The sequence below is a fragment of the Rhodococcus sp. LB1 genome, assembly GCF_001583455.1.
Lineage (GTDB): Bacteria > Actinomycetota > Actinomycetes > Mycobacteriales > Mycobacteriaceae > Rhodococcus_F > Rhodococcus_F opacus.
In genome coordinates this window covers 19,034-34,998 of the sequence record NZ_LTCZ01000034.1, presented here as the reverse complement: position 1 = coordinate 34,998, position 15,965 = coordinate 19,034, and the positions used below count along the sequence as shown (strand labels likewise).

At 66.6% G+C, this 15,965-nt stretch carries 13 protein-coding genes; 6 read left to right on the top strand and 7 right to left on the bottom strand.

Annotation, left to right across the window (positions count from 1 at the left end):
* Window positions 1-207 precede the first annotated feature (207 nt).
* Together AZG88_RS06530 and AZG88_RS06525 are read right to left on the bottom strand one after the other, a co-directional pair.
* The gene (locus tag AZG88_RS06530) at window positions 208-1,191 is read right to left on the bottom strand and encodes an iron-siderophore ABC transporter substrate-binding protein (RefSeq protein ID WP_061697267.1); all 984 of its coding nucleotides are present in this window, start codon (window positions 1,189-1,191) and stop codon (window positions 208-210) included.
* Window positions 1,192-1,279: 88 nt separating this feature from the next.
* Window positions 1,280-2,137 carry an SGNH/GDSL hydrolase family protein gene (locus tag AZG88_RS06525; RefSeq protein WP_061697266.1) on the bottom strand — a complete coding sequence of 286 codons (858 nt, stop codon included), beginning with the start codon at window positions 2,135-2,137 and terminating at the stop codon, window positions 1,280-1,282.
* Window positions 2,138-2,359: 222 nt separating this feature from the next.
* Between AZG88_RS06525 and AZG88_RS06520 the strand changes: the two genes are divergently transcribed.
* Window positions 2,360-3,718 carry an LLM class flavin-dependent oxidoreductase gene (locus tag AZG88_RS06520; protein ID WP_061697265.1) on the top strand — a complete coding sequence of 453 codons (1,359 nt, stop codon included), beginning with the start codon at window positions 2,360-2,362 and terminating at the stop codon, window positions 3,716-3,718.
* Window positions 3,719-3,753: 35 nt separating this feature from the next.
* On the opposite strand, the gene AZG88_RS06515 is transcribed toward AZG88_RS06520, so the two are convergent.
* Together AZG88_RS06515 and AZG88_RS06510 are read right to left on the bottom strand one after the other, a co-directional pair.
* Window positions 3,754-4,509 (bottom strand): IclR family transcriptional regulator, encoded by a 756-nt coding sequence (locus tag AZG88_RS06515; protein WP_061697277.1) that lies wholly within the window; start codon window positions 4,507-4,509, stop codon window positions 3,754-3,756.
* Window positions 4,506-5,960 carry an APC family permease gene (locus AZG88_RS06510; RefSeq protein WP_179443222.1) on the bottom strand — a complete coding sequence of 485 codons (1,455 nt, stop codon included), beginning with the start codon at window positions 5,958-5,960 and terminating at the stop codon, window positions 4,506-4,508. Before AZG88_RS06510 ends, AZG88_RS06515 begins: the two co-directional genes overlap by 4 nt.
* Before the next feature lie 422 nt (window positions 5,961-6,382).
* Between AZG88_RS06510 and AZG88_RS06505 the strand changes: the two genes are divergently transcribed.
* From AZG88_RS06505 to AZG88_RS06490, 4 genes are all read left to right on the top strand, one after another.
* The gene (locus AZG88_RS06505; protein ID WP_061697276.1) at window positions 6,383-7,888 is read left to right on the top strand and encodes an aldehyde dehydrogenase family protein; all 1,506 of its coding nucleotides are present in this window, start codon (window positions 6,383-6,385) and stop codon (window positions 7,886-7,888) included.
* Window positions 7,889-8,056: 168 nt separating this feature from the next.
* On the top strand, window positions 8,057-9,547 hold the full coding sequence (locus AZG88_RS06500; protein ID WP_061046174.1) for an APC family permease: 1,491 nt from the start codon (window positions 8,057-8,059) through the stop codon (window positions 9,545-9,547).
* Complete coding sequence (locus tag AZG88_RS06495) at window positions 9,544-11,490, top strand: primary-amine oxidase (protein ID WP_005250970.1); 1,947 nt, start codon at window positions 9,544-9,546, stop codon at window positions 11,488-11,490. Before AZG88_RS06500 ends, AZG88_RS06495 begins: the two co-directional genes overlap by 4 nt.
* Before the next feature lie 5 nt (window positions 11,491-11,495).
* Entirely contained in the window at window positions 11,496-11,951 is a 456-nt protein-coding gene (locus tag AZG88_RS06490; RefSeq protein WP_061697263.1) for a hypothetical protein, read from the top strand.
* A gap of 9 nt (window positions 11,952-11,960) precedes the next feature.
* Here AZG88_RS06490 and AZG88_RS06485 read toward each other — a convergent pair whose 3' ends face one another.
* Window positions 11,961-12,851, bottom strand: a complete 891-nt coding sequence (locus tag AZG88_RS06485) for an alpha/beta fold hydrolase (RefSeq protein ID WP_061697262.1) — start codon at window positions 12,849-12,851, stop codon at window positions 11,961-11,963.
* An 80-nt stretch (window positions 12,852-12,931) separates the two neighbouring features.
* Window positions 12,932-13,843 carry an amidohydrolase family protein gene (locus tag AZG88_RS06480; RefSeq protein WP_061697261.1) on the bottom strand — a complete coding sequence of 304 codons (912 nt, stop codon included), beginning with the start codon at window positions 13,841-13,843 and terminating at the stop codon, window positions 12,932-12,934.
* Window positions 13,844-13,921: 78 nt separating this feature from the next.
* Between AZG88_RS06480 and AZG88_RS06475 the strand changes: the two genes are divergently transcribed.
* Window positions 13,922-14,740: an alpha/beta fold hydrolase gene (locus tag AZG88_RS06475; protein WP_061697260.1), complete on the top strand. Its 819-nt coding sequence runs from the start codon at window positions 13,922-13,924 to the stop codon at window positions 14,738-14,740.
* Here the strand turns inward: AZG88_RS06475 and AZG88_RS06470 are convergent.
* The gene (locus AZG88_RS06470) at window positions 14,715-15,941 is read right to left on the bottom strand and encodes a cytochrome P450 (protein ID WP_061697259.1); all 1,227 of its coding nucleotides are present in this window, start codon (window positions 15,939-15,941) and stop codon (window positions 14,715-14,717) included. The genes AZG88_RS06475 and AZG88_RS06470 overlap by 26 nt on opposite strands.
* Window positions 15,942-15,965: the final 24 nt, after the last annotated feature.

Below are 15,965 nucleotides of genomic sequence, written 5' to 3'. Positions count from 1 at the left end.
ACGTGTCGGGAAACAGATATCGATGTTCTTCGTGTGAGCGTCGGTATCGGTTACGAGCTATCCCGTTAACAAACCGGACGGCCTGTTTAAGGGTATACCGGACGACCACACGACTGCGCCACTGGGTCGGATGTCCAGTAGTGCGGCGGTGCATCGACGTGCTTGCGGACGGATTGACGAGTGTGTCGGGAGAAACTTCCGAGGTCCTTAACGTTGCACGGCGGAGTCGAGGAGCGGAACCACCTGGTCCAGGGCCCAATCGAGGCTGGGCGGTGAGGGGAAGGCGATGGACTGTGCCTGCGTCGGTGCCAGCGGCACGTATGCGCCGCGCTCGACAGCGCCGAGCGACTGGAATGCCGGCTGCTGTTCCAAACTCTCCAACGCGCCGTTGGAACTCGTTGCCAGGATGAGATCGGCATCGGTGTCGGCGAGTAGTTCATTGCTGATCTGGGCACGCCCGGGGATATTGCTGACAGGTTGTGCCGTGGCGAACGGGGTCAGCGTCAACCCCAGTTGGTCGAGGAACTTCGCTCCGGCGTCGTCGGTCGAATTGACGACGTAGGTCGAGTCGGGCTGCGGTCCGACGAAGAAGGCGTAGGTCTTGCCGTCGAGGGCGGGATGGGCAGCGGCGGCATCATCGATCGCCGATTCGGTCTGCGCCACCACGTCGTCTCCCTGCGAGGAGATACCGAGCGCCGCGGCGATCGTCTGCGTCGCGTCCTGCCAGGTCTCGGCCGACGGGGTGTCGGCATAGTGCACGACGGGTGCCAGTTCCGAGAGTTGGCTGTACTGATTGTCGAGCCCGAAAGACTTGGTGGCGACGATCAGATCCGGAGCCTGCGCGGCGACTTCCTCTACCGAGACATTGGTATTGACGCCCTGGAGGATGGCGGGATGGGAGTCCCCGAGACTTTCCGCCGTCCACGGCTGCACGCCCGACTCGTTCGGCGCTTTCCCGATTGCGACCGGAGTCACGCCGAGCGACAGCAGAATGTCGGCGTCGGTCCAGCTCAAGGCAACGACGCGTTCCGGGCGCTCGTCGATCGTCGCCGACCCCAGCGCTCCCGTCGTGGTCACGGGGTGGGCATCACTGTTCGCGGACGCAGACGGTGAGTCCGTCTCCGGTGACGCGCACCCAGCGACCACCGTGCCGACCAAGAGAACCGCGGCCATGATCCCTGCGACCCGCATCCATGACTCCTCACCTCGACACGACGTTGTAAGGGCAGGCTAACCGCTCCGGGGTGGGAATGGCACAACTCGGCACCGACGAAGCCGGTCATGGACGGGTCGCGACGACGAGCGACGCCATCGCCCTCAGCCCTTCGTGCGTGGGGTGCAGGGGCATCGTGAACGATTGGGGGACGAGGCCTTCGAACCACCGTAGATCGGATCCGGCGCACGCGTCGTGCCCTACCGCGGCGGCGGCCACGTCGACGAAGTACGCGCCGTTGCGCCGTGCCGCGTCGGCGAGAACGTTGTTCATTCTCACGAAGAACCGCACGACGAAGGCGGCGTCGGCATCGCTCGTGGGGATGTAGGGCCAGCAACCGCGGTCGCCGAAGATGCCGCCGTGCCCCACCAGGAGCACGGTTGCAGCGGGGGCCTTCTCGGTGATCGCAGCCATGGTGGCGGACACCTTCGGGCCGAGCACGGTGAGAGCGTCGTTCATGCGCCGGGCCGTGGTGGCGTCGGAGCGACAGTTCGCGTCGAGCCCCGGGGCGAGCGTGTAGCAGGGCTCCACCAACGACGACCACGCGATGTCGTTTCCCCCGATGCTGACGGTGACGAACGTCGTGTCCGGCTGGAGTGCCCCGATCTGCGGTGGTTGCGGTCCGGTGATGGTGAATTGTGGTTTTTCCGTGACGTTTTCGGTCTTCGCTCCCGCACACGCCCTGCTGACGTACGATTCCGCGCGCAGGGTGTCGGCGACGATCTGCGGGTACGCGTCGGCGGTGCGGAAGCACCCGTCTCGGATCGACAACGGATCGTGCAGAGACCCGGTGGCTCGCGAATCACCCAACGCGACGTAGCGGATGGCGGAGTCCGGCGCGGCGTCGGCCACGGCGAGATGCGCCCACGGGAGCGCGAGCGCCACCACGCACCCGGCGAGGATCGACGACAGAGTCGACTTCACGGGAGGGCTTCGAGGACGACCGGATGGTGTGGGGCCGGCGCGTTTTTCGTCATCACTCATCTTATTTCCGCGCACCGGATATCGCCTGGCTTCGACGGACTCGGCTCCATTCGAGTCTGCGACAGTCGCGGACTTCGCGTCACGCTGAGTCCAATCGGTGACATCCACTGCCGCGTTGTTGAAGGCTGAACTAAGACTTCTGACCGATCAAGGACTCACACCATGTCTCGTGAACTACACCTCGCCGGCTTCCTCATCGCCTCGCACGTCACGCACTCCCACGCCGCGTGGCGGCACCCGGCGTCGGAGACCGACTACCTCGGACCCGATTACTACCGGCGCGTGGCGCAGACCCTCGAACGCGGCAAGTTCGACTTCCTGTTCTTCGCCGATCTCCTCGCCACACCAGTTCGGTACGGCAATGACATCCGTGTCCCGCTGAGCAGTGGGACGCAGGCGTCGGCGACCATCGACCCCTCGCTGGTAGCGGCGGGCCTGGCCAACGTGACCGAGAAGATCGGTCTGGCGATCACCAAGTCCACCACCTACTTCCACCCGTACGAGGTGGCGCGGATCTTCGCCACGCTCGACCACTTGTCGCGGGGCCGGGCGGGCTGGAACGTCGTCACCTCGCTCAATCAGGCCGAGGCCCAGAATTTCGGCATCGAGAATCACCTCGGCCACGACGAGCGGTACGACCGCGCCCAGGAATTCCTCGAGGTCGCGTTCAAGCTCTGGGGGAGCTGGGACCGTGATGCTCTGGTGCAGGACAAGGCGTCGGGCGTGTTCGCTGATCCCGACAAGGTGCGCACCGTCGACCACGAGGGCGAGTGGTTCAAGACGCGCGGACCGTTGACGGTGCCGCACTCACCGCAGAGCCGTCCCGTGATCATCCAGGCCGGGTCCTCCTCGGTCGGTAAGGACTTCGCTGCCCGCTGGGCCGAGGCGATCTTCGAGATCGACCCGACCAGTGAGGGCCGTAAGGCCTACTACGACGACGTGAAGTCGCGTGCATCGAACTTCGGGCGCAACCCGGACGACATCAAGATCTTCCCGTCCTTCGTGCCGTTCGTCGGGGAGACCGAGTCGATCGCGCGGGAGAAGCAGGCGTTCCACAACGAACTCGCCGACCCCATCTCCGGCCTGATCACGCTGTCGGTGCACACCGATCACGACTTCTCGCAGTACGACCTCGACGCCCCGATCGAGGATGTCGTCGTGCCGGGTACGCAGGGGCTGTTCGACGTCGCGCGCCGGCTCAGCGTCAAGGACAACCTCACGTTGCGCGACATCGGCAAGCTCTACGCCCAGGGTGTGCTGCTGCCGCAGTTCGTGGGGACGGCGTCGCAGATCGCCGATCAGATCGAGGAAGGATTCCTCGGCGGGGAGGCGGACGGGTACATCCTGTCCGCAGCCCAGGCGCCGGGAACGTTCGACGACTTCGTCGACCTCGTCGTCCCCGAGTTGCAGCGGCGTGGACTCTTCCGCACCGACTACACCGGTAGCACCCTGCGCGACCACCTCGGTCTGGGCGGCGCCAGTCTCACTCCCGCACCGCGCGGAGTGACCGTCGGCGCCTGACGTCGGCAGCTACCTCGCCGGGTGGGATCTGAGCGCTAGGCCATCAGCGGTGCCAGCCGCTCCGCATGTTCCCGCAGCGACGGGACGTGGCGCAGCATGAGGTGTTCGTGATCGACGTGTCCCGACAGTGCCAGACTGCCGACGAGGGCCCCCGTTCCGGACCGGACGGGGACGGCCACGCAGGCCGACGCGTCCCGGAGCTCAGCGAGTTGGGTGGCGAAGCCCTGGCTCCGGATCAGGTCCAGATTCGCGAGCAACTCGCTCCTTACGACGATCGTGCGGGCCGTCAGCGCCCGCGGCTCCCAGCGGGGAATCACGGATTCGAGTTCCGACTTCTCCGCGAGAAGGAGCTTGCCGACCGCACACGCGTAGAGGTGCTGGTTGAGAAACGACTCGTCCTCCGGCGGCGGGTATTCGGGGTCCGCGTCGGCCGTGCGGACGGCGACGTTGGTGTAGAAGAACAGGTGGACCCCGAAGCGCACCGACAGTCGCAGTTCGCCGAGAACCTCACGCGCCGCCGCACACACGGTGGGCACGACGGCCGCGTCGACGAGGATCCCGATCTTCTGGCCCAGCGCGAACCCGCACAAGTCGGGGAGCCGCACCACATAGCCTTCGCCGACGAGGATGTTGAGCAGGCGGTACGTCGTCGCCGACGGCATCGACAGGCGGGCCGCGATGTCTTTCGCTGTGACACCCGAGCCGGCCCGGGCCACCTCCTCGAGCACCCGCAGGGCGCTGGTGACGGCCTTCGGCTGACGCCCCGACAGGGCTCTGTCGTCGGCGCTCACCGGCGGACCTCCCACGGTCGGTACCGGCCGAGCAGGTCTTCGGCCACGGCCTCGTCGTACACACCCATCCGTTCTCCGATTCCGGGGGATCGCCTCGCGCGGATCGCGAAGACCGCGGCGCCGACAAGCATCAGAAGCACGTAGACGGCGGTCGCCGCGCCCGCGACATATGCCCGCGAGAACGCCGCCCACCCCACCAGTGCGACCATCGCGGTCGCCGTCAGCACGCCGACGATCACGGGAAGTCGAGTCAGTTCGCCGATCCGCCGGAGGAACGCCGGCGTCGCGACGCACAGCAGGACATACGCCAGGACGTAGCCGTGGGCGGACACGGCGAGGAGTCCGATCAGGACGTCGCGGCTCGAACCGCTGACGAACAGATAGAGGACGGGCACCGCGACGACAACCGGCATCGCGGCCGTCAACGCCACGTGCGGAGTGTGGAACCGGTGGTGCGTCCGGCCGAACACGCTCGGAACCACCCCTTCGCGGCCCATCGCGAACAGGGTGCGCGACAGCGCCGTCGTCGAACCGAGGACGCACGCGAACCAGGAGGCGGTGATGCCGAGTTCCATGACGATCGACAGCGCCGACGAACCTGCGCCGGACGTGTCGGGCAACGTGAGGACGATCGGCAGCGAGTCGACTCCCTGCCGCACCGGCTCCGGCAACTGCAGGGCGGCGGCGAACACGTACAGAACGCCCAGCGCAATGGGGGTCCACCGGATGGCGCGCGGGACGGCGACGAACGGGTTGCGGGCCTCCCGCGCCACCGTGCCCGCGCTCTCGAATCCGACGAACGACGTGATCGCGAGCAGTACGGCGAACCCGACCGCGGACCCTGACTTCGCGCCGCCCGCGGACGGGGTCGCGCCCTCGCGGATCGATTGCACGAACGCGACCACCAGCGCAGCGGAGGCGGCCACGATCGCGAAGACCTCGATGGCGAGCATGATCCGCGCCGACAATTGCACGCCCCGGACCATGAGGAGAAGGGCGAGCAGTCCGACGATCGCCGCGAGGACCGCGATGAGGGGCGACCCCGCCGGAAGTCCGACTCGGCCGAGCAGCGCGGCGAGGTAACTCGCGGCACCGAGTGTGCTCGCCATGGCGGCGGCCGCGTAGCCGACGAGCAGCGACCAGCCCCCGCCGAAGCCGGGCACCGCCCCGAGTCCCTTCACGATATAGCTGTAGAGACCGCTGACGGCCACCATCCGGGTGGCGAACTGTCCGATGCAGTAGCCGACCGCCGTCATCAGAATCGCCGCCGCGACGAACACCGCGATGGTCGCCCGGCCCGCGTCGGGTATGACGAGAGCAGGCAGCGTGACCATCACGGCCGACGGTGCGACCGCGGAAACGGACTGCCCGAGCACCTGGACGAAACTCAGACGCGCCCGCTCGAGACCGGCGACCGGTGATCTACTTCTGATTCTCGGTGTACCGGACACCACGCACCTGCTCTCCACACTTTCCGGCCGGCCCCGCGCGAGTGATCAACCCGGGGCTGCATGAGTTGCACGCTAGCGCAGGAGACGAGCGCGATGCGCCGATCGGAATTAATTTTCGATCACCTCGAATGAGAATGGCCGGAGAATTCGTTCCCGATTCCGGAGCCGGCGCCGGCGCACACGGCGGATCAGCTGCACCGACCCGAAAAGCCGGAATGAGAATCGGCGCCGTCGTGGCCGGAAAAGTCGAATGAGAATGCCGCAGTCGCTGATTCCCATCCGGATTTAGTAGTGACCGGCGACACATTCGGGGTTTATCGTGGGTTCAGGCCGCAGCACGACGAGGCGAAACCCACCGCCAAAAGTGTTCTGCAGAAGCCGGATTCATTCACAGATTCATTCACTCCATCGAAGAGGACATGATGACTGCAGTCGTTCACACCCCCGCCGGACTCGACCCCCGGGTCGTCGACTTCGTTTCGTCGCCGAAGCGCATGTTCGTCGACGGCCGATGGGTGGACTCCGCGTCGGGCAGGACGTTCGAGACGGTCGATCCCGCCACCGGACAGGTGATCACGACAGTGCCGCACGCCGGAATCGAAGACGTGGACCGGGCGGTAGCGGCGGCCCGGCGGGCTTTCGAGTCCGGGCCGTGGCGCTCGCTCACCCCCGCGGCACGCCAGCGGATCCTCTGGAAGATCGGCGAGGGGATTCTGGCCCGGGCCGATCAGTTCGCGCAGCTCGAGTCGATCGACAACGGCAAGTCCGTGGCGGTGGCGAAGGCCGTCGACGTGACGTGGGCGGCGGAGATCTTCTTCTACTACGCCGGCTGGGCCACCAAGATCGAAGGCCGCACCATCCCCGTGTCGGTGCCGTGGGCGCCCGGAGCCCGATTCCACGCCTTCACCACCCGTGAGCCGGTCGGTGTGTGCGCACAGATCATCCCGTGGAACTTCCCGCTGGTGATGGCCGCGTTCAAGGTGGCACCCGCGCTGACCTGCTCGAACACCATGATCCTCAAGCCTGCCGAGCAGACACCGCTCACCGCGCTGCTCCTCGCCGAGGTGATCGCCGAGGCCGGCGTCCCCGACGGCGTGTTCAACGTGCTCACCGGTTTCGGCGACATCGGCGCGGCGCTGTCGAGTCACGACGACGTCGACAAGGTCGCGTTCACCGGTTCGACCGAGGTCGGAAAGAAGATCGTCAATGCCGCGTCGGGGAACCTGAAGAAGGTGTCCCTCGAACTCGGTGGCAAGAGCCCGCAGGTGATCTTCTCCGACGCCGACCTCGAGGCTGCGATCCCGGGCGTGGCCAGCGGGTTCCTGTTCAACCACGGCCAGGCCTGCACGGCCGGAACACGTCTTCTCGTCGAGGACCGGATCTTCGACGAATTCACTTCCGGTGTAGCCGATTTCGCGAAGTCCCAGAAGATCGGACCCGGACTCGACCCCACCAACGACATCGGCCCGCTCATCTCCGAGGAGCAGTTGGGCAAGGTCACCGGATACATCGACGCCGGACTCGCCGACGGTGCCCGCGCGCTCTCCGGCGGGCAGCGGCACGGCGACACCGGCTTCTACGTGGAGCCCACCCTGCTGGTCGATGTGAACCGTGACTTCAGCGTGTACCAGGAGGAGATCTTCGGCCCGGTCGCGGTGGCGGTGCCGTTCAACCGGGAAGACGGCGTCCGCGCGGCCGCCAACGACACCCCCTACGGCCTCGCCGCCAGCGTGTGGACCCGGGACGTGTCCCGCGCCCACGAGGTGGCCGCCGAGATCAAGGCGGGCACGGTGTGGGTGAACTGCCACAATGCCTTCGACACGGCGCTTCCGTTCGGCGGCTACAAGCAGTCCGGGTGGGGACGCGAACTCGGTGAAGGTGCCATCGCCGAATACACCCAGAGCAAGTCCGTCAACATCGCCCTCTAGATTCTCGACCGGACCCGAATGAGAATCGTCCTGCGTGCGTTCTCATTTGCTGTCGACGGACTGTGACGCTTCGGCAACTGCGCCGACAACCCGCAGTCGCATGCTCGTCCCAGAGCTCACCGCGGAGCATCCACGCAGACCCTCTCCTCGTGAAAGTCGAAGGAAACCATGACAACCAACGCCCCCACGCACTCGAGTGCGGTCAGCGACGGCACCCCTCGCAGACTGGCAGGCACCCTCGGTCCGGGTGCCATCGTGTTCATGGTCGTCGCAGCGGCGGCCCCGTTGACCGTGATCGCCGGAACCGTCCCTCTGGGCATCGCAGCGGGCAACGGCGCCGCCTATCCCGCGTCCTACATCGTCTGCACGGTGGTACTGCTGTTCTTCGCCGTCGGATTCACGGCGATGGCCAAGCACCTCCCCGGCGCCGGCGCGTTCTACACCTACATCACGCAGGGGCTGGGCCGGCATGCCGGTCTCGGCTCCGCATTCCTCGCGCTGCTGTCCTACACCGCCGTCCAGGGCGCGGTGTACGGATACATCGGAGCCGCCGTCAACGATTTCGTCACCGCTCACGGCGGCCCCGAACTTCCCTGGTACGTGTGGGCCCTGGCCGTGACGGCCGTGGTCGCGATCCTCGGATACCGGCACATCGACCTTTCCGGCAAGGTGCTCGGCGTACTGCTCGTCTGCGAGGTCGGGATCGTCCTCGTCATCGACGCCGCCGTCATCGCCCGGGGCGGCGGCGACGAGGGATTCTCGACGGCGGCGTTCCACCCCGCCGAGTTCTTCTCCGGAGCACCCGGCATCGCCCTGATCTTCGCCATCGCCGGATACATCGGATTCGAGGCCACCGCCGTCTTCCGGGACGAGGCCCGCGACCCGGGCCGCACCATTCCCCGGGCCACCTACCTGGCGTTGCTGGTGATCGGCGGTTTCTACGCACTGTCGAGCTGGGCGATGGTCAGCGCGTGGGGCGACGAGGGTGCCGTGGCCATCGCGACCGAGAATCCAGAAGGGATGATCACCGAGACCGCCACCCGCTATGTGGGCGCGATCGCCGGCGACCTGGTCCAGATCTTCCTGATCACGAGCCTGTTCGCCGCCCTTCTGTCCTTCCACAACGTGCTCTCCCGGTACATCTTCTCCCTCGGGAACAGTGCGGCCCTACCGGCGGGATGCGGCCGCTCGCACGTCAAGCACGCGTCGCCGTACGTCGCGTCGGTCGTGCAGACGGCGTCCGCTCTCGTCCTGATCATCGCGTCCGCCGTTGCCGGACTCGATCCGGTGACCGAGGTGTTCGCCTGGTTCGCCGGTGTGTCCTCCGTCGGCATCGTCGCACTGATGACCCTGACCTCCGTGGCCGTCCTCGTCTACTTCGGCCGGACCCGGGTGGACCGGCGGGTGTGGAACACCGTGATCGCACCACTGCTCGGCCTCGTCGGCCTGGCCGGACTTCTGATCATGACCGTCGCGAACCTTCCCCTTCTCGTCGGCGGGTCCAGCACTCTCGCCGCCGTGATCGGGGTCCTGCTCACAGGAACCTTCGCCGGCGGAGCGGCCGTCGCAGTACTCCGACCCCACGCCGCACGCCACGACACCGCTCTACCGCAGCACGACACGAACGACACCATCATCGACAAGGAGATCGCACGATGAGTACCGCCACCACCGAGACCCCGGCCACCGTCGGTTCCGCCGCCCCGGACCATCCGCTCACTCCGTTGTCTGCGGACGAGATCCGGTCGGCGAAAGCACTCCTCACCGACGAGGGGCTGATCGGCGAGAACGTGCGCTTCGTCTTCGTCGCACTCGCCGAGCCGCACAAGTCCACGGTCCTCGCGTTCACACCGGGCGACCCGATCGAGCGACGCGCCCGGATCCTGCTGCTCGATCGATCCACCGGCATCGGCACCGACCTCGTCGTGTCGGTGACGGAGAACCGCGTGATCAGCAGGGCCACCGTCGATTCCGCCACCGACGGCCACGTGCCGATCCTCGACGAGGAGTTCGAGGACATCGAGGCGTTCCTGCTCGGCAGCTCCGACTGGCTCGCGGCGATGGCCAAGCGCGGCATCGAACCGTCGAAGGTCCGGGCGGTTCCCCTGTCGGCCGGCGTGTTCGGTCACGAGGACGAGGTCGGGCACCGCATCGTCCGCGTCCTCGCCTTCCACCAGGAGGACAAGGCGGACCTGCCGTGGGCGCACCCCATCGACGGGGTCGTGGCGTACGTCGACCTCACCGAGCGTCGCGTCGTGAAGGTTGTCGACGAGATCGAGCTTCCCGTCCCAGCCGAGCGCGGCGAATGGAACGCCGAACCGCACGCCACACCCACCCGCACCGACCTCAAACCCATCGAGATCACTCAACCCGAAGGTGCCAGCTTCTCCGTCGACGGCAACGAGATCACCTGGGCCGACTGGAAGTTCCGCTTCGGTTTCGATGTGCGCGAGGGCTTGACGCTGCACCAGCTCTCGTTCGACGACGGGGGAGTGGAACGTCCCGTGATCTATCGTGCCTCGATCGCCGAGATGGTGGTTCCCTACGCCGATCCGTCCCCGGTTCGATACTGGCAGAACTACTTCGACCAGGGTGAGTACCTGTTCGGCCGGTACACCAACTCGCTCGAACTCGGCTGCGACTGCCTCGGTGAGATCCAGTACTTCGACGTCACGATCGCCGACGAGTCCGGTGACCCGCGCGTCATGAAGAACGCGATCTGCCTCCACGAGGAGGATTACGGCGTCCTGTGGAAGCACACGGACATGTTCAACGGCATGACCGAGACCCGCCGCTCGCGCCGCCTCGTCATCTCGTTCTTCCTCACCATCGGTAACTACGACTACGGGTTCTACTGGTACCTCTACCTCGACGGCACCATCGAACTCGAGGCGAAGGCAACCGGAATCGTCTTCACCTCCGCCTACCGCGGTGCCGACGGATTCTCCACCCAGATGGCGCCCGGGCTCGGCGCCCCGTTCCACCAGCACCTCTTCTCCGCCCGGCTCGACATGGCCGTCGACGGCAATGTGAACACCGTCGAGGAAGTGGATGCCGTGCCCGTCCCGATGGGCCCGGAGAACCCGTGGGGTAACGCCTTCCGCTGCCAGAAGACAAAGCTGACCACCGAATCCGAGGGGCAACGCACCGCCGACAACCTCAAGGCCCGGGTCTGGCACATCACCAATCCCACCAAGCAGAACCGGCTCGGTCAGGACGTCGGGTACGCGCTGCACCCCGAAGGTCAGCCGGTGCTCCTGGCGGATCCGTCCAGTTCGATCGCCTCCCGTGCCGCGTTCGCGACCAAACACCTGTGGGTCACGCAATACGACGAGTCCGAGCGTTATCCCGCAGGCGACTTCGTCAACCAGCACCCGGGCCAGGCCGGTCTGCCGACGTTCGTGGCGGGCAACCGGGACATCGAGGGCGAAGACCTGGTGCTGTGGCACACGTTCGGGCTGACGCACTTCCCCCGGCCCGAGGACTGGCCGGTCATGCCGGTCGACTATGCCGGGTTCACGCTCAAGCCGGTCGGATTCTTCGACCGCAACCCCGCGCTCGACGTGCCGGCGAGCACCGCGAAGCACTGCTGCGAAGGCTAGAAGTCGTGGCCGCCGTCTTTTCTCCGATCGCCCGCCGCACCAGCCACTGGTTGCGGCGGGCGGCCGCGGCCCTCGCGGTCGCCGCGGCCGGGCTCCACGCCGCGTCGCTCGATGAGCATGCGACGTCGTCGCCGATGGTCGCACTGGTGACCGTTGCGATGATCTTCGGATGCCTGTACTGCGCACGGCACCTGTGGATGCGTGGTTCGCACCGGGATTGGGGTCTCGTCGCGCTGATGAACGTCGGCATGATCGCGTTGCACGTCACCGTGATGAGTCCCGGTTCCGGTGGCGGCGGCCACCACGGGCACGCGATGCATGCGGCGGCGTCGGCTCCGATGGGTCATTCGATGTCGACTCCGATGGTGGCGGCGCTCGCGACGGCCGCACTCGAAGCGGTCGTCGCCGTGACGGTGCTGTTCTACCGGACTCGGCTCGACGCCCGAGAAGTCCTGGCCTGACGAGGAGCGTCAGTGTTCCGCTGGCGCAAGATCGTTCGCTACCAGTGCGAGAATGTCATTCGCGTGACTGACCGCAATGAAATGACCACCACCGCTGATCGGGTGCCAGACGGCGCCCGGGGTCTTGTCCGCTACCGTCTTGTTGATGATCTCAGGCACCAGGGTGTCGGCGCTTCCCTGCCAGAAGTGCACGGGGCGCGTTACTTTCGTCATGTCGAACGGCCAGGCCCTGTACAGCATCGTGGCGTCGGCGACGAGTCCGTCCGCGCCATGTCGAAAGCATTCGCGCCCTGCCCTCAGAAACGCGTCGAGGACCTTCTCGTCAGCCAGCACCTCCCGATCCGCGGTGCACGCCGACTGTGTGATCGCCTTCGCGTAGCGATCCGCGAAGTGTGTGGCACTGATACCGAGCACGTCGTACATGAGTGTGAAACCAGGGTGGAAGTGAAGTGCCAGGCGGCCGCCCAGCGCGTCGACGCTACTGAGATACTTCGCGGCCCAGTTCGATCCGAACGTTCCGTAATTGCCACCGGCGATGCACACGACATCGACCAGGCGTGCGGGGTCCAGATACGCGGCGGCCGCGAGGGCCCACGGTCCACCCTCGGACCAGCCGGTCACCGCGAATCGCTGTGCGCCGAAGGAGTCGGCCAGCAGCAGGAGGTCATCGGTCCAGCCTTCGAAGGTGCGACCCGGCTGAAGATCGGACCCGCCCATGCCCGGCCGGTCCGCGCACACGAATCTCAGTCCATTGGCCTCCGCATACGAATCGAACAGTTCGGCCTCCAGCCGGCTCGAGGGTCCCCCGTGGTTGTGCAGCACGAGTGGCCCGCCCGGGTCACCGGCTTCGAGATACGTGATGGTCCGGTCGCCGACCCGGATACTTCCCTCTCGCGTCACGTGGACTCCTCACAGTGTTGGCCGGAACCCGAAACTGGATTGGCGGCGTCGAAACTGCAGGTACTCCGATCTCCCTCATATTAGGCGTCACCGGCGGGCAGGCGGTACACCCGCCGTGCGGTTTCGCCGAAGAAGAGCGCTCGTTCTGTCGACGACAAGTCGCCGAGGGCTGCCTGGACGGTGGACACCATGGTTTCGGTATCCCACAGCAGATGGTCGATCGGGTAATGAGAGGCGAACATGCATCGCCCGGCGCCGAAGATGCTGAGCGCCGTCCGGATCCACTTACCGATCGCTTCCCGGGATGTTCCGAAAATGAGGGCGATTCCCTGCAACTTGAGGACGACGTTCGGAAACCGACTCACCGCCGTGAGGCGTTCTTCCCAACGGGAGAAGCCCTCGGCAGTGAGATCGACTGGCCAACCGACCGCCTCCAGCACGAAGGTGGTCTCGGGAAACGCAGCGATGAGCTCGTGAGTGGCGGGTAGCTGCTCGTCGTATACGAGCAGATCCCACACCAGCCCCGCATCGGCGACCTGCTCGAATCCACGCAACCAGGCCGGGTCCGACAGGTAGTCGCCGCGCGCACCCAGGCGCCTGATCGGATCGGCCGCCCAGTACAGCGGCTGGCGAACCGCCCGGACCACCGGGAGATCCCGATATCGCGCGAGAACGCTTGCGAGATCGTCTGAATCGAGTTGCACGGCCGCGATGAAGGCGTTCGGAACACCGACGCGGTCGGCGCAGTGCTGAATCCAGACGGCCTCCGCGACACCGTCTGCTGCACCGAACTCGCACGCGACCGAGGCCGTGACGGGCATCCCCTCGACCTGTGCCCGATAGTCGTGCGGCAGGTACCGGTGCGCGGCGTCGTAGTAGTTCGGGAGCAAGGCGGTGAGCGCGGGTTGGCGACTGTCGATCCACGGGTACACGAGGTCGGGCAGGTTGATGAAATGATGATGAGCATCGACGATGTCCACCTCACACAGCATATTTCAGTTGTCGACGGGGGACCGGGCAATTGGTCGAGCGCGGCTCGTGTGGTCGGCGTGGATCGTTAAGGTGTCGACATGAAGCGCCGGATCGACGAAGCCCTGGTCCATTACGTCGAGCACGGCGGCGGCGTGCCGCTCGTGGCTCTGCACGGCGTCGGTGTGGATCATCGTGAGATCGAGGCGGCGATCGAGGCCATCGTTCCCGGCACGGGATACCGGCGGATCTATCCGGACCTGCCGGGGATGGGCCTGTCGACAACCGACGGCCTGACCAGCAACGACGATGTGGTGAGGCTGATCGGTGACTTCATCCACAGCCTGGGCGCGGGCCCGGTGATGCTGGTCGGACATTCCTACGGCGCCTACCTGGCACGCGGGGTGGCCGCACAGCGACCGGACACGGTGCTCGGCCTGACGTTGTTGTGCCCGGTCACCGAGCGGTCACGACACGTGCCCGACCACGCCGTGGTTCGCCAGGACGCCGATGCCTACGACGAACTCGAGCGTGCGCAGTGGGCGGGTTTCGACGAGTACTTCGTCGTGCGCACGGCGGCCACTGCTCGCCGCTACCGCGACCAGGTGGTGCCGGGTACGACGCTCGTCGACGAGGAGGCGCTCGGACGTATCTTCGCCGGGTGGACGATCGACGTCGGGCCGAGCGCGTTCTCGGGGCCGACGTTGATCGTGGCCGGCCGTCGCGATTCGGTCGTCGGGTACGCCGACGCGGCCGAATTGCTCGAGCGCTACCCGCACGCCACCCTGGCCGTCGTCGACGACGTCGGTCATGCGCTCATGCACGAGCGGCCCGAACTGCTCGCCGCCCTGTTCGGCGACTGGTTGGATCGGCTGACGCGCTCGGCCGACGGTTCTACCGGGACGTTTCCGTCCAGGTGACCGGCAGTTCGTGGACGCCGTAGATGTTCATGTCGGTCCGGAGTTTCACGTCGCCGGCGGGGATGGCGAGCTCCAGGGTCGGGAAGCGGCGCAGCAATCCCTCGAAACCGGCGCGCATCTCGACGCGGGCCAGCTGCTGACCCAGGCACAGATGGACGCCGTGGCCGAGGGACAGGTGACCGCGGGCCTTGCGGCGGATGTCGAGGGTGTCGGGGTTGTCGAAGCGCTGCGGGTCGCGGTTGGCGGCCAGCAACGAGACGACGACCGTCGATCCCTCGCGGATCGTTTCACCGCCGAGTTCGATGTCCTCGGTGGCGTAGCGATAGAAGATGTCGGCAACGGACAGGTAGCGCAGGAGTTCCTCCACGGCATCGGGGAGCAGGTCCGGGTCGGCGCGCAGTTCCGCCAGCTGCTCGGGGTTCTCCAGGAGCGCGAAGGCGCCCAGCGCCAGCATGTTGGCGGTGGTCTCGTGGCCGGCGAGCAGCAACAGGAAGGCGGCACCGGTCAGCTCCTCGATGGTGAGGTCGTCGTCGCGGGCCAGATCGGACAGGATGTCGTCGCCGGGGGCGGCGCGCTTGCGCGTGACCAGTTCGGAAAGATACGTGGTCAGTGCGATGTACGCGGCCATCTTCTCGTCGAGCGGCTGCTCCTTGACCAGGAACTTGGCGGAGTTGACCTGGAACGTCTCCCGGTCCGCGTAGGGGACACCGAGCAGTTCGCAGATCACCAGCGAGGGCACCGGCAGCGCGAACTCCTCGACCAGGTCGACCGGCGGGGTCAGGCGCGCCATCTCGTCCAGTTGCCGCTCGGCGACGTCGATGATGTGGTCTTCGAGCTGCTTCATGCGTTTGACGGTGAAGGCGCCGGTGAGTGTGCGCCGCAACCGGGTGTGGTCCGGCGGGTCCATGGCGATGAACAGGCCCGGCACCTGCGGCGACGGCTCGATGGCGACGGGCATGCCGGGAGTCTCGTACGGCACGTGGAGAATGCCGATGTCCTGGCGGGAGCTGAACCGGGTGTCGGCCATGAGCCGGCGGACCGCGTCGTAGCCGGTGACGAGCCAGCCCTCGTGACCGTCGGGGAAGATCATGGGACTGACCGGGCGAGACTCGCGCAGCCGGGTGATCTGCTGGGGCGGGTCGAAGGGGCCCGCATCGCGCTCCATCGGGAGGCCGTACGGGATGGCGACCGTTTTGCTCATCGGATTTCCTTTCGTGACGGTTGG